This is a genomic window from Burkholderia cepacia GG4 (assembly GCF_000292915.1).
Taxonomy (GTDB): domain Bacteria; phylum Pseudomonadota; class Gammaproteobacteria; order Burkholderiales; family Burkholderiaceae; genus Burkholderia; species Burkholderia cepacia_D.
Window position 1 is genome coordinate 2,150,195 of sequence record NC_018513.1, and the last position, 19,735, is coordinate 2,169,929.

Here is a 19,735-nt window from a genome sequence, read left to right on the forward strand (position 1 = left end):
GTCAGATTGGGCTCGACCGCGCTGTCATGCCGCAGCCGTGAACTGCGCGAGCGCGGCCTCGTCGGCCTCCAGCGTGGCCGGCAACTCGTCGCGCAGGAAATCGACCCAGGTTCGGATCTTCGCGTCGAGGTACTGGCGCGACGGATACAGCGCGTAGATGTTCATCACGTGCGACCGGTATTCGGGCATCACGCGCACGATGTGTCCGCTGCGCAGCCCGCCGATCGCCGAATAGAGCGGCAGCCCGCCGATGCCCATGCCTTCCCGCACGGCCACCGCGAGCGCCTCGGCGACGTTCACGCGGAACGGCGGCGCCGTGATCGGAATCACCTCGTCGCCGCGCGGGCCCGACAGCGACCACTCGTCGAAGTGAAAGCCCGGCGCAACCATCCCGAGGCACACGTGCTGCTCGAGATCCGCCGGCGTCTGCGGCACGCCGTGGGCCTCGACATAGGCCGGCGACGCGCACACGACGCTGTAGCTCTCGCCGAGCCGCTGCGACACGAGCCCCGAATCGGGCAGGTCGCGGCCGACGACGATCGCGACGTCGTAACCCTCGTCGAGCAGGTCGGGCATGCGCTGCGCGAGCGTCAGCTCGACGTGCACGTCCGGGTAGCGCTGCCGATAGCGCGCGATGGCCGGCACCAGGTAGTGCTGCCCGAGGCTCGTGAAGCAGTGGACCTTCAGCTTGCCCGACGGGCGCGCGTGCGCGTCGCCCGCTTCGGCTTCGGCCTGGTCGACATACGCGAGGATCTGCTCGCAGCGCTGCAGGTAGCGCTCGCCCGCTTCGGTCAGCGCGATCCGGCGTGTCGTCCGGTTCAGGAGGCGCGTGCGCAGGTGCGCCTCGAGATCCGACACGGCGCGCGACGCATAGGCGGTAGTCGAATTCATCTGCTGGGCGGCCGCGGTAAAGCTTCCCGCGTCGACCACGCGGACGAATACCCGCATGTTTTGTAACGTATCCATCCCATTACCCGTTTGAATCCGGATGGATTGTTGCACAGGGCCCAACAAATATTATCTCAGGATTCGTAAAAATGACTTGCACCGTTGTCCATTTATTCAGGAATCGCTGAAAAATATAATCGCATCCGACTCATCTATATCCGAAAGGGAGAAAATCGTGCAGTCTCCGGCAACAAAAGGGACGCTGGCACTGGCGGTTCTTGCAGTCTCATTAATAATGGCCGGATGCGCGAGCATGGGCGACAACAAACCGCAGTCCGCCCGCCTCGAAGCGAACGCGCTCGACGCCGGCGCTGCGATCCGCGCGGCCGACCGCGACGCGGGCTGGCCCGCATCCGACTGGTGGCGCGCGTACCACGACCCGCAGCTCGACGCATGGGTCGCCGCCGCGCAGGCCGGTAACCCGACGCTCGCGGCCGCCGAGGCCCGCGTGCGCGAAGCGCAGGCGATGGCGCGCGTGGCCCGGTCGGCGGAACTGCCGCAAATCAACGGCAACCTGTCGCTGATGCGCCAGCACTGGCCCGACAACGTGTACTACGGTCCGGGGCCGCTCGCCGACACCGACACGTGGAACAACACCGGAACGCTCAGCCTGTCGTACCACCTCGACCTGTGGGGCAAGGACAAGAACGCGACCGAGCGCGCGCTCGATACCGCGCATGCGTCCGCGGCCGACGCACGGGCGGCAAAGCTCGAGCTCGAGGTCAACGTCGTGCGCGCGTATGTCGGCATGTCGATGAACTATGTGCTGCTCGATCTCGCACACGAAACGTTCGAACGCCAGCGCTCGCTGGCCGATCTCGCGCACAAGCGCCTGCAGGCCGGCCTCGGCACGCAGCTCGAAGTCAGCCAGGCCGAATCGACGCTGCCCGACTATGAGCGCCAGATCGACAGCTACGAGGAAGCGGTCCAGCTCGCGCGCCACCAGCTCGCCGCGCTCGCGGGCAAGGGCCCGGGCGCCGGCGACGCGATCAAGCGACCGAGCCTGTCGCTCGACGCGCCGGCCGGCCTGCCGTCCGCGATGCCGGCCGACCTGCTCGGCCGCCGCCCCGACGTCGTCGCGGCACGCTGGACGGTCGACGCGCAGGCGCGCGGCATCGATGTCGCGAAAGCCGCGTTCTACCCGAACATCGACCTGCTCGCGACGGTCGGCGGCTTCGGCGTGACCGCGCCGTTCACCGACTTCCTGCGCGCGATGAACGGCGGCTGGACGGCCGGCCCCGCGCTGTCGCTGCCGATCTTCGAAGGCGGTCGCCTGCGCGCGCAACTCGGTGCGGCAGACGCCGGCTACGACCAGGCGGTCGAGCGCTATAACCAGACGGTCGTCGGCGCGCTGAAGGACATCGCCGACCAGGTCGTGCGGATCCGCTCGCTCGAGACGCAGAAGAAGGACGCCGCGCGCTCGGTGGCCGCCAACGATCGCAGCTACCAGCTGTCGCGCGAAGGCTTCCGCCGCGGGCTGACCGACTACGTGAACGTGCTGATCGCGCAACAGCAGTTGCTGCGCGCACAGGAGACGGCGGCCCGCATCGACGCGGAACGTCTCGCCGCGCATGCTCAGCTGATGGCTGCGCTCGGCGGCGGGGTCGAGACGGGTACGGACGTTCCGGGCGGCCATCCGCCGCACGACGAAACCGCAGCTGGCGCGGCAGCGCCGGCCGCCGCATCGGGTGCGAAGCCCGCCGCGGCCGCCGCCCGGCCCGCGCAGGCCGCAGCGTCCGGCACGCCGGCCGCACGGTAACGCGGAGCGCCCGCCATGTCAGCCTCCTCCCCCGCTTCCACGCACGCCGCCGGCCCGCTCGCGGCCTGGTACGCCGCCTTTGGCGACTGGGCCCGCAGCGACGGCGCCGCGTGGCTCTATCTATTCAAGGCGCTGCTCGCCGCGTTCATCGCGACCGGGGTGTCGATGCGGCTCGACCTGCCCGCACCGAAGACGGCGATGACCACGGTGTTCATCGTGATGCAGCCGCAAAGCGGCGCCGTGCTCGCGAAGAGCTTCTACCGGGTCGCCGGCACGATCTTCGGGCTCATCGCGACGCTCACGTTCGTCGGCCTGTTCCCGCAGCAGCCGCAGCTGTTCCTGCTCGCGGTCGCGCTGTGGGTCGCGCTGTGCACGGCCGGTGCCGCGCGCAACCGCAACTTCCGTAGCTACGGCTTCCTGCTCGCCGGCTACACCACCGCGCTGATCGGCCTGCCGGCGTCGCAGCACCCCGACGGCGCGTTCATGAGCGCGCTGACGCGGGTCGCCGAAATCGTGGTCGGGATCGTGTCCGCGGGCGTGGTCAGCGCGCTGGTGTTTCCGCAGACCACCGGCGAGCAGATGCGCACGACGGTGCGCAAGCGCTTCGTCGGCTTCGTCGACTACGTCGCGGCGGCGCTGTCGGGCAAGCTCGACCGCGCGCACATCGAATCGATCCATACGCGCTTCGTCGCCGACGTGGTCGGTTTCGAAGCCGCGCGCAGCATGGCCGTGTTCGAGGACCCGGACACGCGCATGCGCAGCGGCCGTCTCGCGCGGCTGAACAGCGAGTTCATGAGCGTATCGAGCCGCTTCCATGCGCTGCACCAGCTGATGAACCGGCTGCGCGCGGCCGGCGCGCAGGGCGCGATCGATGCGATCGAGCCGTACTTCCGCGAGATCGCGCCGCGCCTGACCCGCAACGGCGAACCGGTGCGCTCGTCGGTCGACGCCGCGCTCGCGGCCGAACAGCTGCTCGCCTGGCGCGACGCGCTGCCGCGGCGCATCCGCGCCACGCGCGCGGCGCTCGAAGCGCAGCCGGACGCTCCGCTGCTTGACTTCGACACGGCCTCCGAGCTGCTATACCGCTTCATCACGGACCTGCACGAATACGCGGCGACCTACGCGTCGCTGTCGACCGCGACGCACGAGCGCGAACGCTGGATCGAGCGCTACGAGCCGCGCACCAACGCGACGGCGATGGTGATCGCGGCGATTCGCACCGCGACCGTGGTCCTCGTGCTCGGCTGGTTCTGGATCGCGACCGCGTGGCCGAGCGGCGTGACGCTGACGCTGACGGCCGCGGCCACCTGCGCGCTCGCGTCGTCGACGCCGCGCCCGACCGCGATGTCCGCACAGATGGCCATGGGTACGGCGCTGGCCGTCTGCACGGGTTTCCTGCTGACGTTCGGCATCTACCCGCACATCGACGGCTTCCCGCTGCTGTGCGTGGCCCTCGCGCCGCTGCTCGCGATCGGCATCTACATGACGCTGAAGCCGAAGCTCGCGGGCTACGGGATGGGTTACCTGATCTTCTTCAGCTTCCTCGCCGGCCCGGACAACATCACGCATTACGACCCGACGAGCTTCATGAACGATGCGCTCGCGCTGGTGCTGTCGATGCTGGTTTCGGCGATCGCGTTCGCGGTGCTGTTCCCGCCGACCGCGCCGTGGCTCAAGAAGCGGCTGTTCGCCGACCTGCGCCACCAGGTGGTCGCGGCGTGCCACGCCCGGCTTGCCGGGTTGCGCACGCGCTTCGAGAGCGGCGCGCGCGACCTGATGTACCAGGCGCACACGTTGTCGGCCGACCAGCCCGACGTGCAGCGTGACGCGCTGCGCTGGATGTTCGCGGTGCTGGAAACGGGCAATGCGACGCTCGACCTGCGCACCGAGCTGGCGACGCTGCCGTCCGACCCGCGCTATGCGCCGGCGACGCCGTGGCGTCGCGCGATCGAATCGATGCGCACCGCGCTGTCGGCACTGTTCAGCACGCCGAACGCGGAGCGCTTCGACGCGACGCTCGCCGCGGTCAACGCTGCGATCGACGCGACCCGGCAGACGCTCGACGCGGTCACGCCGGCGCGCGACGAGCGCCACCGGCTGCAGCGCATCCTGAGCCATCTGCATTTCGTACGCACGGCGCTGCTCGATCCGGAATCGCCGCTCGAGCCGCTCAACCGCAACCGCCCCGTGCGTCCCCAACAAGGAGCCTCGTCATGATGCCGCGTGAAATCGCCATTCTCGATGCCTACATGCCCACGGTGGTACTGATGTTCGTCCTGGGCGCGCTGGCGACCTGGGCCGTCGACCGCCTGCTCGCCTACACGGGCCTCTACCGTCTCGTCTGGCACCCGTCGCTGTTCCGCGCGTGCCTTCTCGTCTGCATTTGCGGCGGACTGAGTCTCGCCGTTTACCGTTGATTCCGAACCATCATGATTCTCAGAAAACTCTTCGGCTTCGTCGCGACCGCCGTCATCCTTCTCGTCGCGATCCTGATCGGGCGCTCGCTGTGGGTGCACTACATGGACGATCCGTGGACGCGCGACGGGCGCGTGCGCGCCGAGATCGTCAACGTCGCGCCGGACGTGTCGGGCGCGATCGTCGAGCTGCCCGTGCATGACAACCAGCTCGTGAAGAAAGGCGACCTGATCATGCAGATCGACCCGTCGCACTACCAGATCGCGGTCGAGCAGGCGCAGGCGGCCGTCGCCGCCCGCCGTGCGGAACTGCAGATGCGCCGCGACGACGCGGCCCGTCGCGCGGATCTCGACGCGCTCGTCGTGTCGAAGGAAAACCGCGAGAACGCCGCGCACAGCGCGTCGAGCGCCGACGCGCAGTACCAGCAGGCGATTGCCGCACTCGACGCCGCGAAGCTCAACCTCGAGCGCACCCGCGTGGTCGCGCCGGTCGACGGCTACATCACGAACCTGCAGACCTTCAAGGGCAACTACGCGGTGGCCGGCCAGGCGAAGCTCGCGATCGTCGACAGCCACTCGTTCTGGGTCTACGGCTACTTCGAGGAAACCAAGCTGCCGCGCGTGAAGATCGGCGCACCGGCCGAGATGCGGCTGATGAGCGGCGGCGTGATGAAGGGCCACGTCGAAAGCATCTCGCGCGGCATCTACGATCGCGACAACCCGCAAAGCCGCGACCTCGTCGCGGACGTGAACCCGACCTTCAACTGGGTGCGCCTCGCGCAGCGCGTGCCGGTGCGCATCCGGATCGACGAAGTGCCGGCCGACGTGGTGCTGTCGGCGGGCACGACCTGCACGGTCATCATCGATCCGGACAAGCAGAAGAAGTCGTAAGCGCCGGCCGGGCGCTTACGCCGCGATGCGAAAGCGCCCGACCAGCGACTTCAGTGCCTGCGCCTGCTCGTCGAGCGCATTCGCCGCGGCAGCGGCCTGTTCGACCAGTGCCGCGTTCTGCTGCGTACCGGCATCCATCTGCGTGACCGCGCGGCCGATCTCGTCGATGCCGGCGCTCTGCTCGTCCGAGGCCGCGGATATCTCGCCGATGATGTCGGTCACGCGCTTGACCGCTTTCACCACGTCTCCCATCGTGCGACCCGCATCGTGCGCGAGCGCCGCGCCGTTCGCGACGCGCTCGACCGATGCGCCGATCAGCGCACGGATCTCCTTCGCCGCGGTCGCCGCGCGCTGCGCGAGCAGGCGCACCTCTCCCGCGACCACCGAGAAACCGCGTCCCTGTTCGCCCGCGCGCGCCGCCTCGACCGCCGCGTTCAACGCGAGAATGTTGGTCTGGAATGCGATCCCCTCGATCGTGCCGATGATGTCGCGAATGTTCTTCGCGCTGTCGTCGATCTCGCTCATCGTCGCGACCACGCGTCCGACGACTTCCCCGCCCGTCTCCGCGACGACCGACGCATTGGCCGCGAGCGCGCTCGCCTGCCGCGCGTTCTCCGCGTTCTGCCGCACCGTCGACGTGAGCTGCTCCATGCTCGCCGCGGTGCGCTCGAGCGCGACGGCCTGCTGCTCGGTACGCCGCGACAGGTCGAGGTTGCCGGTCGAGATCTCGCCGGACGCGGCCGCGATCGCCTCGGCGCTGACGGCGATCTCGCCGACGGTCGCCGCGAGCCCGGTCTGCATATCGGCCAGTGCGCGTACCATGCTGTCGCGATCGTGGCGGCCGAGCGAAATCGGCCGCGTCAGGTCGCCGCGCGCGATGTCCGCGGCGATCGCCTTCGCATGCGCGGGCTCGCCGCCGAGCTGCGACGCGAGGCGGCGCACGACCCGTTCGGCGATCACGATCGCGAGCACGATCAGCGCGGCCGTCATCGCCGCGATCATCGCGAACGACGACGAGAAGATCGTTGCGGACGCATCGAGCGTCGCCTTCGACTTCGCGCCGCGCGTCTTCACGAGCGCGGCGACGAGCTTCTCGAGCTTGCCGGTTTCGACCAGCAGCGACACGTCCTGCGTGCCGACCTGCCAGTTCATCTGCGACAAGTCGAGCGGCTGCGCACGCACGAGCGCGACGAAATCGCGCAGATGCGCGCTCCACGTGCCGACCGCCGCCGAAAACGCGCGCAGCCGCGCGGAATCGTCCGCGTCGGCCGGGTCCGCATAACGCTGCAGCGTCGCAAGCGCCTGGCCGATCGACGCGAGTCCCGCGCCGACGTCGGCGCCCAGGTCGTCGCGCTCCTTCGCGGTGGTCGCGGTCAGCAGCATCTTCTGTGCGCGGCTCGCGCGCAGCACCTCGGCGCGGACCTCCTCCGCCGCACGGCTCGCGACGTGCCCCTGTTCGTAGACCGACGCAATCGACGCGTTCAGCCGGCTGATCTGCCACAGCGAAAACACGCCGATCGCGAGCGTGCCGGCCAGCAGGATCGCGAACGCGGTGCGCAACGTCGCCTTGACGGTCCACGGCCGGCTTTCGCGACGCGCGCTGCGCGCGCGCCGTGCGGCGTGCGTCGCGGCTGTGTCCGGTGCGGCGGCGGCCACACCCGGCTGCGGATGCATTGGTGCTGCTTTCATCGATATGTCCCCGTATTGATCACGCTGCCGGAAAGGTCAGTTCCGGCGGCCGGCATTGCCGCGATGGCCCATCCTGCCGCGCGTCCTGCGCGGGCCCGGCTCGTGGCCGGTGCCATGCGCGGCGCCCGTGTTGTCGTTGCGTCGTTCTACGGCCGCCGGCGGCGTTCCTTGAGTCCGGAAAAACACCGATCCGGCCCCGGCACGGCCCCCCGCTACGCAGACGCGCCGTCTGCGTCATGCCCGCCGCAAAAAGGGCCCAATGGCCAATTCGTCACATCAATGTCCGAATTGCGATAAAAGTTGGCCTGACATTCCCGATACGCCACATTACACTTCTTTGACGCAACAACGATTCAAACGCGCCGATCCCCATCAGAGCGCGTCCCGCCACCTCAACTCGCTCAGCTCACATGGAAACCAGCCTCGACACGGGTACCGCCGGCGCCGCCGCCGCGGCCCAGCCGTCCGCTCCACCCGCCCCGCGCACCGTCTATCCGGTGCTGGGCGCGATCAGCTTCTCGCACATGCTCAACGACATGATCCAGTCGTTGATCCTCGCGATCTATCCGATGCTCAAGAGCCAGTTCGCGCTGTCGTTCGCGCAGATCGGACTGATCACGCTCACGTACCAGATCACCGCGTCGCTGCTGCAGCCGCTCATCGGCCTCTATACCGACAAGCGGCCGAAGCCGTATTCGCTGCCGGTCGGGATGGGCTTCACGCTCGCGGGGCTGCTGCTGATGTCGGCCGCGCAGAACTTCCCGACGCTGCTGGTGGCCGCGGCGCTGGTCGGCTGCGGCTCGTCGGTGTTCCATCCGGAATCGTCGCGCGTCGCGCGGATGGCGTCGGGCGGCCAGCACGGGCTCGCGCAGTCGCTGTTCCAGGTCGGCGGCAACGCCGGCTCCGCGCTCGGGCCGCTGCTCGCCGCGCTGGTGATCATTCCGCACGGCCAGCACAGCATCGCGTGGTTCTCGGCCGCGGCGCTGGTCGCGATGGTCGTGCTCACGCAAATCGGCCACTGGTACAAGAAGCACCCGTCGATGAAGAAGAAAGCCGCGCCGGCCGGCCATCCGACGCTGTCGCAGGGCCGCGTGCTCGCCGCGATCGGTGTGCTGGTGCTGCTGGTGTTCTCGAAGTACTTCTATCTGGCGAGCATCAACAGCTATTTCACGTTCTACCTGATCGACAAGTTCCACCTGTCGGTACAGGCCGCGCAGATCCACCTGTTCGTGTTCCTCGCGGCCGTCGCGGCCGGCACGCTGATCGGCGGCCCCGTCGGCGACCGGATCGGCCGCAAGTACGTGATCTGGGTGTCGATCCTCGGCGTCGCGCCGTTCACGCTGCTGCTGCCGTACGCGAACCTGTTCTGGACGAGCGTGCTGAGCGTGATCATCGGCATCGTGCTGGCGTCGGCGTTCGCCGCGATCCTGGTGTATGCGACGGAACTGATGCCCGGCAAGGTCGGCATGGTCGCGGGCCTGTTCTTCGGCTTCGCGTTCGGCCTGGGCGGCGTGGGCGCCGCCGTGCTCGGCCAGCTCGCGGACGCGACGAGCATCACGTTCGTCTACAAGGTGTGCTCGTTCCTGCCGCTGATCGGCGTGCTGACGGTGTTCCTGCCGAACCTCGAAAGCAGCCGGCGCAAGCGCGCGTGACGAGCCGGCCGCAGCGTGCGCGCCGCGGCCGTCCGACCGGCTTGAAAGGAAAGTGCGACGGCGGCTTCAGGCCGCCGTCGTCGCATGCAGCATCAGGAAACGCTTCAGGATGCCGGACGAATAGCTGCTCGCGATCGCCGACAGGAAGTGCGAGAACGACTGCGTCGCGTGGTCGTCGGCCGTATCGGAGATCGTGCGCACGAGCGCGAACGGCACCTCGTGCTCGGCGCACACCTGTGCGATCGCCGCGCCTTCCATCTCGACCGCGAGCGCGTCCGGCAGCGCAGCCCGCAGCGCGACGACCTCGTGCTCGCTCGACACGAAGCGATCGCCGCTGATGATCAGCCCGCCGTGCAGCGTCGCGCCGGCGAGCCCGAAGCGCTCGGCGAACTGCGCGCCCTCCTCGGCGACGAACAGCGTGCACGCGGCCTTCAGGCGAGCGGTCAGTACTGCGTCGGTCGCGAACCGCGTGATGCCGAGCAGCGGCACCTCATAGCGCGGAAACAGCGGCGATGCGTCGAGATCGTGCTGCAGCAGCGTATCGGCGACGACGACGTCGCCGATACGCACCGTGCGCGATACGCCGCCCGCGACGCCCGTGAACACGACACCGGACACGCCGAACACGTGGATCAGCGCGCTGACCGTCGCGGCGGCCGCCACCTTGCCGATCCGCGCGAGCGTGACGACGCAGGCCGCGCCGTGCACGGTGCCAAGGTGGTAGTCGCGACGGCCGAGCGTGACGGTCTTCATCACGCCCTCGGCACGCATCGCGGCGATCAGGTCGCCGAGTTCCTCCGGCAGCGCCGCGAGAATGCCGAGCGGTCGCGTCGAAACCGTTTCAACCATGTCGATGCTCATCATTCCACCGCCTGCAGTTTCGCGACCGCAAGCGCGAGCCACTTCTCGCCGTGCCGCTTGAACTTCACCTGCGCCTTCGCATCAGCGCCGTTGCCTTCGAGCGCGGTGACGGTGCCCTCGCCGAACTTGGTATGGAACACCTGCTGGCCGACCCGGAAGCCGGTGTCGGCCGCGCGCTGCTTGTTCGCGAACGCCGGCAGCGGCGCGGATACCGCCGCGTCGACGATCTGCTCGCGACTGCCGCCGCCCGGCCGCGCGAACCAGTCGCGTCCCCAGCCGGCGTTGTCCGAGCGGCCGCCCCAGCGCGAGCCCGCCTCGACCTTCGGCGTCAGCCACTTCAGCACGTGCTCCGGCAATTCGTCGAAGAAGCGCGAGCGCACGTTGTAACGCGTCTGGCCGTGCAGCATCCGGCTCTGCGCGAACGACAGGTAGAGCCGCTCCTTCGCGCGCGTGATCGCGACGTACATCAACCGGCGCTCTTCCTCGAGGCCGTCCGATTCGAGCACGCTGTTCTCGTGCGGGAACAGCCCCTCCTCGAGGCCGGTGATGAACACGGCCGAGAATTCGAGCCCCTTCGCCGCATGCACCGTCATCAGCTGCACGGCGTCCTGCCCGGCCTGCGCCTGGTTGTCGCCGGCTTCCAGCGACGCGTGCGACAGGAAGCCCGCGAGCGGCGTCATCGTGTCGGGGTTCTGCGCGGGATCGTCGAGCGGCGCCGGATCGAGTACGTCGACCGACGGGTCGTTCGCGTCGATGCCGAGCGCCGGCGCCGCGCTCGCCCCCGCGCGCAGCGGAATCGAGCGGGCCGGCGCGTCGAGCCCGTAACCTTGCTCGCTGACGAACGCGGTGGCCGCGTTCACGAGTTCCTGCAAGTTCTCGAGGCGATCCTGGCCTTCGCGCTCGCCCTGGTAGAAATCGGCGAGGCCGCTCGCGCGCACGACGTACTCGACCGTCTCCGGCAGGCTCATCTGCTGCGTCTCGGCGCGCATCTTCGCGATCAGCGTCGCGAACGCGCCGAGGCTCGAGCCGGCCTTGCCGGTCACGTACGGAATCGCGGCGCCCATCGAGCAGTCGTACAGGCGTGCGGCGTCCGTGAGCTGCTCGATCGAGCGCGCGCCGATCCCGCGCGTCGGGAAGTTCACGACGCGCACGAACGCGGTGTCGTCGCTCGGGTTGTCGATCAGGCGCAGGTACGCGAGCGCGTGCTTCACTTCCTGGCGCTCGAAGAAGCGCAGGCCGCCGTACACGCGATACGGAATGCCCGACGTCATCAGCGTGTGCTCGATCGCACGCGACTGCGCGTTGCTGCGATACAGGACCGCGACTTCGCTGCGCGACATCCCGGTGTTGATCAGCGAGCGGATCTCCTCGACGATCCAGCCGGCCTCCTGCGCATCGGTGCTCGCCTCGTACACGCGCACGGGCTCGCCATGGCCGGCGTCGGTGCGCAGGTTCTTGCCGAGGCGGTGCGAGTTGTTCGAGATCAGCTGGTTCGCCGCATCGAGGATGTTGCCGTGCGACCGGTAGTTCTGCTCGAGCTTGATCAGGTTGCGCACGCGGAATTCGTCTTCGAAGTCGCGCATGTTGCCGACGTTCGCGCCGCGGAACGCGTAGATCGACTGGTCGTCGTCGCCGACCGCGAAGATCGCGTTCTGGCCACCCGCGAGCATCTTGAGCCATGCGTACTGCAGCTTGTTGGTGTCCTGGAACTCGTCGACGAGAATGTGCTTGAAGCGCGCCTGGTAGTGCGCGCGCAGCGGCGCGTTGTACGCAAGCAGTTCGTAGCAGCGCAGCAGCAGCTCGGGGAAGTCGACGACGCCCTCGCGCTGGCACTGCTGGTCGTACGCCTGGTACAGCTCGACGAACTTGCGGTTGAAGTTGTCGGACGCGTCGACCTTGTCGGGACGGAGCCCCTGCTCCTTCGCGTTGTTGATGAAGTACTGGACGTTCTTCGGCGGGTATTTCTCGTCGTCGACGTTCGCCGCCTTCATCAGCCGCTTGATCGCGGACAGCTGGTCGGCCGTGTCGAGAATCTGGAACGTCTGCGGCAGGCCGGCGTCGCGGTAATGCGCGCGCAGCATCCGGTTGCACAGCCCGTGGAACGTGCCGATCCACATCCCGCGCGTGTCGATCGGCATCATCGCCGACAGGCGCGCCATCATCTCGCGCGCGGCCTTGTTCGTGAAGGTGACGGCGAGCACGGTGGGCGGCGACGCGTAGCCCTGCTGGATCAGCCACGCGATGCGCGTGATCAGCACGCGGGTCTTGCCGCTGCCCGCCCCCGCGAGGATCAGCGCCGGTTCGTTCGGCAACGTGACGGCGGCGTATTGTTCAGGGTTCAGATTGGCGAGCAGATCGGGCATGGAGCGGCAGCGGACGTGCGAGGAAAATGCGGACCCGACATTATAAGTCGGCCGCGCGCCGCCGTTCCCGATCCGTTCGGCGGCATGCTGCAACGGCATGGCGACCGCGTTGCGACGGGCCCGCGCGGGCAAGGCGATAGCTGGCCGATGTGCATCCATTTATAATTGTCAGATTCGGCATCCAATTCACGCATTTTTCGGCAGATTTCCAACCATGAGCGACAGCACGCTTGCGAAGAGTTTCGAGCCCCACACCATCGAGTCCCAATGGGGGCCGGAGTGGGAAAAACGCGGCTATGCCGCCCCGGCATTCGACCCGGCACGTCCCGATTTCGCGATCCAGCTGCCGCCGCCGAACGTCACCGGCACGCTGCACATGGGCCACGCGTTCAACCAGACCATCATGGACGGCCTCGCCCGCTACCACCGGATGCTCGGCGAGAACACGCTGTGGGTGCCCGGCACCGACCACGCGGGGATCGCGACCCAGATCGTCGTCGAGCGCCAGCTCGATGCCCAGGGCGTGTCGCGCCATGACCTCGGCCGCGAGCAGTTCGTCGAGCGCGTCTGGGAATGGAAGGAGAAATCGGGCTCGACGATCACCGGCCAGGTGCGCCGCCTCGGCGCGTCGACCGACTGGTCGCGCGAATATTTCACGATGGACGACAAGATGTCGGCCGCCGTGCGCGACGTGTTCGTCACGCTCTATGAACAGGGCCTGATCTACCGCGGCAAGCGCCTCGTCAACTGGGATCCGGTGCTGCTCACCGCGGTGTCGGACCTCGAAGTCGCGAGCGAAGAGGAAAACGGCCATCTGTGGCACATCCGCTACCCGCTCGTCGACGGCTCCGGCTCGCTGACCGTCGCGACGACGCGTCCCGAGACGATGCTCGGCGACGTCGCGCTGATGGTTCACCCGGAAGACGAGCGCTACGCGCACCTGATCGGCAAGCTCGTCACGCTGCCGCTGACGGGCCGCGAGATCCCGGTGATCGCCGACGACTACGTCGACCGCGAATTCGGCACGGGCGTCGTGAAGGTCACGCCCGCGCACGACTTCAACGACTACCAGGTCGGCCTGCGCCACAACCTCGCGCCGATCGAGATCCTGACGCTCGACGCGAAGATCAACGACAACGGCCCCGAGCAGTATCGCGGCCTCGACCGCTTCGACGCGCGCAAGGCGATCGTCGCCGACCTCGACGCGGAGGGCTTCCTCGACTCCGTGAAGCCGCACAAGCTGATGGTGCCGCGCGGCGACCGCACGGGCGTCGTGATCGAGCCGATGCTGACCGACCAGTGGTTCGTCGCGATGACGAAGCCGGCGCCGGAAGGCACGTTCAACCCCGGCAAGTCGATCACCGAAACCTCGCTCGACGTCGTGCGCAACGGCCAGATCAAGTTCGTGCCGGAAAACTGGACGACCACCTACTACCAGTGGCTCGAGAACATCCAGGACTGGTGCATCTCGCGCCAGCTGTGGTGGGGCCACCAGATTCCCGCGTGGTACGGCGAGAACGGCGAGGTGTTCGTCGCGCGCAACGAGGACGAAGCACGCGCGCAGGCCGCCGCCAAGGGCTACGCGGGCGCGCTCAAGCGCGACGAGGACGTGCTCGACACGTGGTTCTCGTCGGCGCTCGTGCCGTTCTCGTCGCTCGGCTGGCCGAACGAAACGCCTGAGCTGCAGCACTTCCTGCCGTCGTCGGTGCTCGTCACCGGCTTCGACATCATCTTCTTCTGGGTCGCCCGGATGGTGATGATGACGACGCACTTCACGGGCAAGGTGCCGTTCCACACCGTCTACGTGCACGGCCTCGTGCGCGACGCGGAAGGCCAGAAGATGTCGAAGAGCAAGGGCAACACGCTCGACCCGATCGACATCGTCGACGGCATCGACCTCGAGACGCTGGTCGCGAAACGTACGACGGGCCTGATGAACCCGAAGCAGGCGGCGACCATCGAGAAGAAGACGCGCAAGGAATTCCCGGACGGCATCGCCGCGTTCGGCACCGACGCGCTGCGCTTCACGATGGCGTCGATGGCGACGCTCGGCCGCAACGTGAACTTCGACCTCGCGCGCTGCGAAGGCTACCGCAACTTCTGCAACAAGCTGTGGAACGCGACGCGCTTCGTGCTGATGAACTGCGAAGGCCACGACTGCGGCAGCGACAAGCCGGAAGTGTGCGGCGCGGGCGACTGCGGCCCCGGCGGCTATCTCGACTTCTCGGCGGCCGACCGCTGGATCGTGTCGCTCCTGCAGCGCACCGAAGCCGACATCGCGAAGGGTTTCGCCGATTACCGCTTCGACAACATCGCGACCAGCATCTACAAGTTCGTGTGGGACGAGTACTGCGACTGGTATCTCGAACTCGCGAAGGTGCAGATCCAGAACGGCACGCCGGAACAGCAGCGCGCGACGCGCCGCACGCTGCTGCGCGTGCTGGAAACGGTGCTGCGCCTCGCGCACCCGATCATCCCGTTCATCACCGAAGCGCTCTGGCAGAAGGTCGCGCCGCTCGCCGGCCGTTATCCGCAAGGCAAGGCCGAGGGCGAAGCGTCGCTGATGACGCAGGCGTATCCGGTCGCGAACCTGCAGAAGATCGACGAGGCGTCCGAACAATGGGCGGCCGACCTGAAGGCGATCGTCGACGCGTGCCGCAACCTGCGCGGCGAGATGAACCTGTCGCCGGCGACCAAGGTGCCGCTGCTCGCAGCCGGCGACGCCGAGCGCCTGCGCTCGTTCGCGCCGTACGTCCAGGCCCTCGCCCGCCTGTCGGAAGTGCAGATCCTCGCGGACGAAGCGACGCTCGACAAGGAAGCGCACGGCGCGCCGATCGCGATCGTCGGTCCGAACAAGCTGGTGCTGAAGGTGGAAATCGACGTCGCGGCGGAACGCGAGCGCCTGTCGAAGGAAATCGCGCGCCTGACGGGCGAGATCGCGAAGTGCAATGCGAAGCTCGGCAACGAGGCATTCGTCGCGAAAGCGCCGCCGGCCGTGGTCGAACAGGAGCAGAAGCGCGTCGCCGAATTCCAGAGCACGCTCGAAAAACTGCGTGCGCAGCTCGATCGGTTGCCTGCGTAACAAACGGTAAGGTCGTTTGCGTTCACTATAATCGGAACGTGAACATAGCCCGTCTGACAAGTCGATTACAGGAATAAAGGTTCGATCATGTTGAAAGTCACCAAGGCAGTATTCCCCGTCGCCGGTCTCGGCACGCGGTTCCTGCCGGCAACGAAGGCGAGCCCGAAGGAAATGTTGCCGGTCGTCGACAAGCCGCTGATCCAGTACGCGGTCGAGGAAGCGATCGCCGCGGGCATCACCGAGATGATCTTCGTGACCGGGCGCAGCAAGCGCGCGATCGAGGACCACTTCGACAAGTCGTACGAAGTCGAGGCCGAACTCGAGGCACGTGGCAAGGAGAAGCTGCTCGAACTCGTGCGCAGCATCAAGCCGAGCCATGTCGACTGCTTCTACGTGCGCCAGCCGGAAGCGCTCGGCCTCGGCCATGCGGTGCTGTGCGCCGAAAAGCTCGTGGCCGACAACCCGTTCGCGGTGATCCTCGCCGACGACCTGCTCGACGGCAACCCGCCCGTGATGAAGCAGATGGTCGACGTGTTCGACCACTATCACAGCTCGGTGATCGGCGTGGAAGAGATCCCGCCGTCGGACACGAAGTCGTACGGGATCGTCGACGGCAAGGAGTGGGAAGAATCGATCGTCAAGATGTCGGCGATCGTCGAGAAGCCGGAACCGGACGTCGCGCCGTCGAACCTCGGCGTGGTCGGCCGCTACATCCTGAAGCCGCGGATCTTCGAACACCTGCGCGCGCTGAAGCCGGGCGCGGGCGGCGAGTTGCAGCTCACCGACGCGATCCAGGCGCTGCTCGCCGACGAGCAGGTGCTGGCCTACAAGTACCAGGGCACGCGCTACGACTGCGGCAGCAAGCTCGGCTACCTGAAGGCGACGGTCGAATTCGCGCTGCGCCACCCGGAAGTGGCCGCCGAGTTCGACGCGTACCTGCGCGCGCGCGGCAACACGCAACCGGCCGCCTGAACGCGGCACGGGCCGGCCTCGCCTTCGCGGCGGGCCCGCCCTCACCTCACGGCCGGCGCGTCAGTGCGTGGCGGCCGGCTTCACCGAGACGACGCCCGGCATCCCGCCCGCGTCGTCTTTTTTCGTCTTGACGAGCCAGCCGTCGCCCTGCTCGTACGGCAGCTTCGCGAGCGCGCTCTTCACGAGCGCCGGCGCGGCCTGCTGCGTGCCCGCCTCGCGGTCGCGCAGCGACGCCGACACGCGATAAACGTCGGCACCCGAGTTCGCGTCGACGAACCGCAGCGTCAGCACGTGGCGATACACGGTGCCCGCGAACGGCAGCGCGAACGGCGCCGGCCCGTCGACAGTCACGCACGCGCTGCTTGCCGCACCGCACTGGTCGGCCGTCGTAGCGACCGACGCCGGCTGCGTCGCGTACGCGATCGACAGCCGGTAGCGCGCGGCCGCCCCGGGCTGCGCGTCGAAGCCGCGGTGCGCGAGTTCGCCGCGCACGAGCGTCTCGATCTGCCGGTATTCGGCATCGTCGGCCTGAGCGGCCGTGCGGACGAAATCGTAGCCGTGCGCGCCGGATGCGAACGCGTTCGGCTGCCCGAGCGCGCTCACGCCGGTCGTGACGCCGGCGCAGCCGGTCAACAGCGACGCCGCCAGAGCGGCCGCTGCCCATTCCTTTCTCATGAGTTCCCCCAAATGCCTGCCGTCGTGCCCGGCCCTGTCAGGCGGACGGCTCGTCGATCGCGGGCAGCGACACCGTCACCGCGGTGCCGACCCCCACTTCGCTGTCGACCGTCACGCTGCCGCCATGGCGCGTGACGACCGTCTTCACGAATGCCATGCCGAGCCCGGAACCCGAGATTTCGGGCCGCTCGCCGGCATGGAACCGCTTGAAACGCTCGAACAGATGCCGCTGATCTTCCGGCGCGATGCCGTACCCCTGATCGCGAATCGTACAGAACATCCGCTTCGATGCGTGTTCGACCGTCAGCGTACACGCGATCACCGTGTCGGACGGACTGTATTTGACCGCATTGTTCAGCAGGTTGACGAACGCGCGCGTGATCAGCGAGCGGTCGGCACGCATCCAGCACATGTCGGTGCCGACGTCGGTATCGATGCGGATGCGCTTCGCCTGCGCCTGCGGCCAGACCTCGTCGCTCGCGTCGATCAGCACGTCGACGACGCTCGTCGCTTCGAACTGGTACGCCTGCGACTCCGCGCGCGCCAGCTGCACGAACTCGTCGGCGAGCGACAGCGCGCGGTGCGCATAACGCTCGATCCGCGCGAGCAGCCCGCGCATCGTGTCCGACTCGGCGCGATCGCGCTCGATCTCGACCAGTGCGAGGATCGACGACTGCGGCGAGCGCATGTCGTGCGACAGCAGGTGCAGCGCCTCCTCGCGCTGCCGCTCGGCCGCGTGCAGCTCGGTCACGTCGACGAGGCCGGCAATCCAGCCCGTCACGCGGCCCTGTGCGTTCGTACATGGGGCGTAGCGTAACAGATGGTCGAGCCCGTCGCGGTCGCGCACCTCGATACCGCGCGCCATCGCATCGTCTTCGGCCCCGAGCGTCGGGTCGAGCGCCGCCGGCCAGTGCTCGCGGATCGCGATGTCGTGCGCGGCATTGCCATCGACGGTCTTCATGAAGGTCAGTTCGCCGAGCGCGGCGCGCAGCGGCCGCCCTTCCGGCAACGGCAGCGCGAGCCGCGACCCGTAGCGCTTCGCCGCATGGTTCGCGATCAGCACGGTGCCGGCCAGGTCGGTGACGAAGATCGGCTCCGGCATGCTGTCGAGGCTGTCCCACACGAAGCGCTTCATGTCCTGCACGCGCTGCGCGGCCTGTGCCATCAGCGCCATCTGCCGTTCGAGCACGTCGCCGCCGACGCTGCGCGTCCGCGGCGCCTCGGGCAGCAGGTGCGGCTCGTCGGCGAGCCGCTGCAGCTCGCGGCGCAGGTACGACATCGTCATTTCGAGGCGCCGCCAGTTCCAGATCGGGTACACGGCGATCAGCCCGAAGATCGCGGGCGCGGGCGACAGCCACACGCGCGCCTCGAACAGCAGCGCCATGCTCGCGACGACGGCCAGCGCGGCCAGGCTCAGCGTGAGCAGCAGCGAGCGCCACGGCGACAGCATCAGGAAGCCGCCCAGCAGCACGGCGAGCGGCAGCAGCGACGCGACGAACAGCCCGACGCGCGACGCGGGCAGGATCGCGCTGCCGGTCGTCAGCATGTCGAGCACGTTCGCATGGATGTACACGCCGGCGAGCGGGCCGAATTCGCCCGACACCGGCGTCGCGAAGCGGTCGTAGAGGCCCGATGCGGTCACGCCGACGACGACGATCTTGCCGCGCAGCGCGTCGGGCTTCACGCGCCCTTCGAGCACGTCGTCGAACGACAGCGTCGGATACGCAGGCGTGTTGCGGCTGAACGGGATCAGGTAGCGCCCCTCGCCTGCCGCGTCGCGCGACAGGTCGTGTGCGTGCGCGCCCGGCGCGCCGCCGACCGGATGCAGCCGGCCGGCCAGGATCGCGCGGTACACGGGCACCATCAGCTGCGGCCAGCGCACGCGCCCGTCGCTTTCGAGCAGCGCGACGCTGCGCACGATGCCGTCGGGATCGACTTCGAGATTGATGTGGCCGAGCCCCGTCGCGGGCGCCGCGAGTTCGGGCACCGGCGGATCGACGGTACGCGTGCCGTTCGCCTGTTCGGGGCTCAGCAGCACCGGCAGGAAGGTCGGCACGCGGGTCATCGCGTCCGCGAACGCGCGATCGTCGGGCGACGGCTCGGTAAACAGCACGTCGTAGACGACGGCGGCCGGCTGCGCGCGCGCCAGCGCGTCGAGCAGCCGCGCATGCACGGTGCGCGGCCACGGCCAGCGGCCGAGTGCCGACACGCTCTGGTTGTCGATATCGACGACGACGACGTCGGGTGACAGCGGCAGGCTGCGCAGCATCAGCAGCCGGTCGTAGATCAGCCCGTCAACGCCCGACGACAGGCGGCCGAGCGCACACGCGAGAATGACCGCGATACCGAGGCAGCCGATCGCGATCCATTCGATCAGGAAGCGGCGGCCGAGGCGCCGCCGCGGAGAAACGGAGTCGGGTTTCATGCGC

Annotated in this window: 13 protein-coding genes; 7 read left to right on the top strand and 6 right to left on the bottom strand. The window is 68.3% G+C overall.

What is annotated here, in order from left to right; genetic code table 11:
- Positions 1-24 precede the first annotated feature (24 nt).
- Positions 25-966: a LysR family transcriptional regulator gene (locus GEM_RS09855; RefSeq protein ID WP_014897257.1), complete on the bottom strand. Its 942-nt coding sequence runs from the start codon at positions 964-966 to the stop codon at positions 25-27.
- A 157-nt stretch (positions 967-1,123) separates the two neighbouring features.
- Here GEM_RS09855 and GEM_RS09860 point away from each other — a divergent pair, with 157 nt between their 5' ends.
- Genes GEM_RS09860 through GEM_RS09875 form a run of 4 tightly spaced genes read left to right on the top strand, consistent with a single transcriptional unit; the run spans position 1,124 to position 6,012 of the window.
- A complete protein-coding gene (locus GEM_RS09860; protein ID WP_080599381.1) occupies positions 1,124-2,707 on the top strand; it encodes an efflux transporter outer membrane subunit in 1,584 nt (527 codons plus the stop codon).
- A 15-nt stretch (positions 2,708-2,722) separates the two neighbouring features.
- Positions 2,723-4,924: an FUSC family protein gene (locus GEM_RS09865; protein WP_014897259.1), complete on the top strand. Its 2,202-nt coding sequence runs from the start codon at positions 2,723-2,725 to the stop codon at positions 4,922-4,924.
- On the top strand, positions 4,921-5,124 hold the full coding sequence (locus tag GEM_RS09870) for a DUF1656 domain-containing protein (RefSeq protein WP_011351756.1): 204 nt from the start codon (positions 4,921-4,923) through the stop codon (positions 5,122-5,124). The genes GEM_RS09865 and GEM_RS09870 overlap by 4 nt, the downstream gene beginning before the upstream one ends.
- 12 nt (positions 5,125-5,136) lie before the next feature.
- A complete protein-coding gene (locus GEM_RS09875) occupies positions 5,137-6,012 on the top strand; it encodes an HlyD family secretion protein (RefSeq protein WP_014897260.1) in 876 nt (291 codons plus the stop codon).
- 15 nt (positions 6,013-6,027) lie between these two features.
- On the opposite strand, the gene GEM_RS09880 is transcribed toward GEM_RS09875, so the two are convergent.
- Entirely contained in the window at positions 6,028-7,701 is a 1,674-nt protein-coding gene (locus tag GEM_RS09880; RefSeq protein WP_014897261.1) for a methyl-accepting chemotaxis protein, read from the bottom strand.
- 410 nt (positions 7,702-8,111) lie between these two features.
- Here GEM_RS09880 and GEM_RS09885 point away from each other — a divergent pair, with 410 nt between their 5' ends.
- Positions 8,112-9,353 carry an MFS transporter gene (locus GEM_RS09885; protein ID WP_014897262.1) on the top strand — a complete coding sequence of 414 codons (1,242 nt, stop codon included), beginning with the start codon at positions 8,112-8,114 and terminating at the stop codon, positions 9,351-9,353.
- Between the two features lie 66 nt (positions 9,354-9,419).
- Here the strand turns inward: GEM_RS09885 and GEM_RS09890 are convergent, their stop codons facing one another.
- Together GEM_RS09890 and GEM_RS09895 are read right to left on the bottom strand one after the other, a co-directional pair.
- Positions 9,420-10,217, bottom strand: coding sequence for a 5'-methylthioadenosine/adenosylhomocysteine nucleosidase (locus GEM_RS09890; protein WP_014897263.1), 798 nt, complete (start codon positions 10,215-10,217; stop codon positions 9,420-9,422).
- Entirely contained in the window at positions 10,214-12,577 is a 2,364-nt protein-coding gene (locus GEM_RS09895) for a UvrD-helicase domain-containing protein (RefSeq protein ID WP_014897264.1), read from the bottom strand. Before GEM_RS09895 ends, GEM_RS09890 begins: the two co-directional genes overlap by 4 nt.
- Before the next feature lie 214 nt (positions 12,578-12,791).
- Here GEM_RS09895 and GEM_RS09900 point away from each other — a divergent pair, with 214 nt between their 5' ends.
- Both GEM_RS09900 and galU read left to right on the top strand, forming a co-directional pair.
- On the top strand, positions 12,792-15,659 hold the full coding sequence (locus tag GEM_RS09900) for a valine--tRNA ligase (protein WP_014897265.1): 2,868 nt from the start codon (positions 12,792-12,794) through the stop codon (positions 15,657-15,659).
- 87 nt (positions 15,660-15,746) lie between these two features.
- The gene (gene galU, locus GEM_RS09905) at positions 15,747-16,631 is read left to right on the top strand and encodes a UTP--glucose-1-phosphate uridylyltransferase GalU (protein ID WP_014897266.1); all 885 of its coding nucleotides are present in this window, start codon (positions 15,747-15,749) and stop codon (positions 16,629-16,631) included.
- Between the two features lie 60 nt (positions 16,632-16,691).
- Here galU and GEM_RS09910 read toward each other — a convergent pair whose 3' ends face one another.
- Positions 16,692-17,306 (bottom strand): DUF4136 domain-containing protein, encoded by a 615-nt coding sequence (locus GEM_RS09910; RefSeq protein WP_014897267.1) that lies wholly within the window; start codon positions 17,304-17,306, stop codon positions 16,692-16,694.
- A gap of 37 nt (positions 17,307-17,343) precedes the next feature.
- The gene (locus tag GEM_RS09915) at positions 17,344-19,731 is read right to left on the bottom strand and encodes a CHASE2 domain-containing protein (protein ID WP_014897268.1); all 2,388 of its coding nucleotides are present in this window, start codon (positions 19,729-19,731) and stop codon (positions 17,344-17,346) included.
- Positions 19,732-19,735 lie beyond the last annotated feature (4 nt).

What these genes read in the sequence shown, in the direction of transcription:
- GEM_RS09855 (WP_014897257.1), bottom strand. Translation starts at nt 966, where the DNA reads ATGGATACGTTACAAAACATGCGGGTATTCGTCCGCGTGGTCGACGCG.
- GEM_RS09865 (WP_014897259.1), top strand. Translation starts at nt 2,723, where the DNA reads ATGTCAGCCTCCTCCCCCGCTTCCACGCACGCCGCCGGCCCGCTCGCG.
- GEM_RS09870 (WP_011351756.1), top strand. Translation starts at nt 4,921, where the DNA reads ATGATGCCGCGTGAAATCGCCATTCTCGATGCCTACATGCCCACGGTG.
- GEM_RS09875 (WP_014897260.1), top strand. Translation starts at nt 5,137, where the DNA reads ATGATTCTCAGAAAACTCTTCGGCTTCGTCGCGACCGCCGTCATCCTT.
- GEM_RS09880 (WP_014897261.1), bottom strand. Translation starts at nt 7,701, where the DNA reads ATGAAAGCAGCACCAATGCATCCGCAGCCGGGTGTGGCCGCCGCCGCA.
- GEM_RS09885 (WP_014897262.1), top strand. Translation starts at nt 8,112, where the DNA reads ATGGAAACCAGCCTCGACACGGGTACCGCCGGCGCCGCCGCCGCGGCC.
- GEM_RS09890 (WP_014897263.1), bottom strand. Translation starts at nt 10,217, where the DNA reads ATGATGAGCATCGACATGGTTGAAACGGTTTCGACGCGACCGCTCGGC.
- GEM_RS09895 (WP_014897264.1), bottom strand. Translation starts at nt 12,577, where the DNA reads ATGCCCGATCTGCTCGCCAATCTGAACCCTGAACAATACGCCGCCGTC.
- GEM_RS09900 (WP_014897265.1), top strand. Translation starts at nt 12,792, where the DNA reads ATGAGCGACAGCACGCTTGCGAAGAGTTTCGAGCCCCACACCATCGAG.
- galU (WP_014897266.1), top strand. Translation starts at nt 15,747, where the DNA reads ATGTTGAAAGTCACCAAGGCAGTATTCCCCGTCGCCGGTCTCGGCACG.
- GEM_RS09910 (WP_014897267.1), bottom strand. Translation starts at nt 17,306, where the DNA reads ATGAGAAAGGAATGGGCAGCGGCCGCTCTGGCGGCGTCGCTGTTGACC.
- GEM_RS09915 (WP_014897268.1), bottom strand. Translation starts at nt 19,731, where the DNA reads ATGAAACCCGACTCCGTTTCTCCGCGGCGGCGCCTCGGCCGCCGCTTC.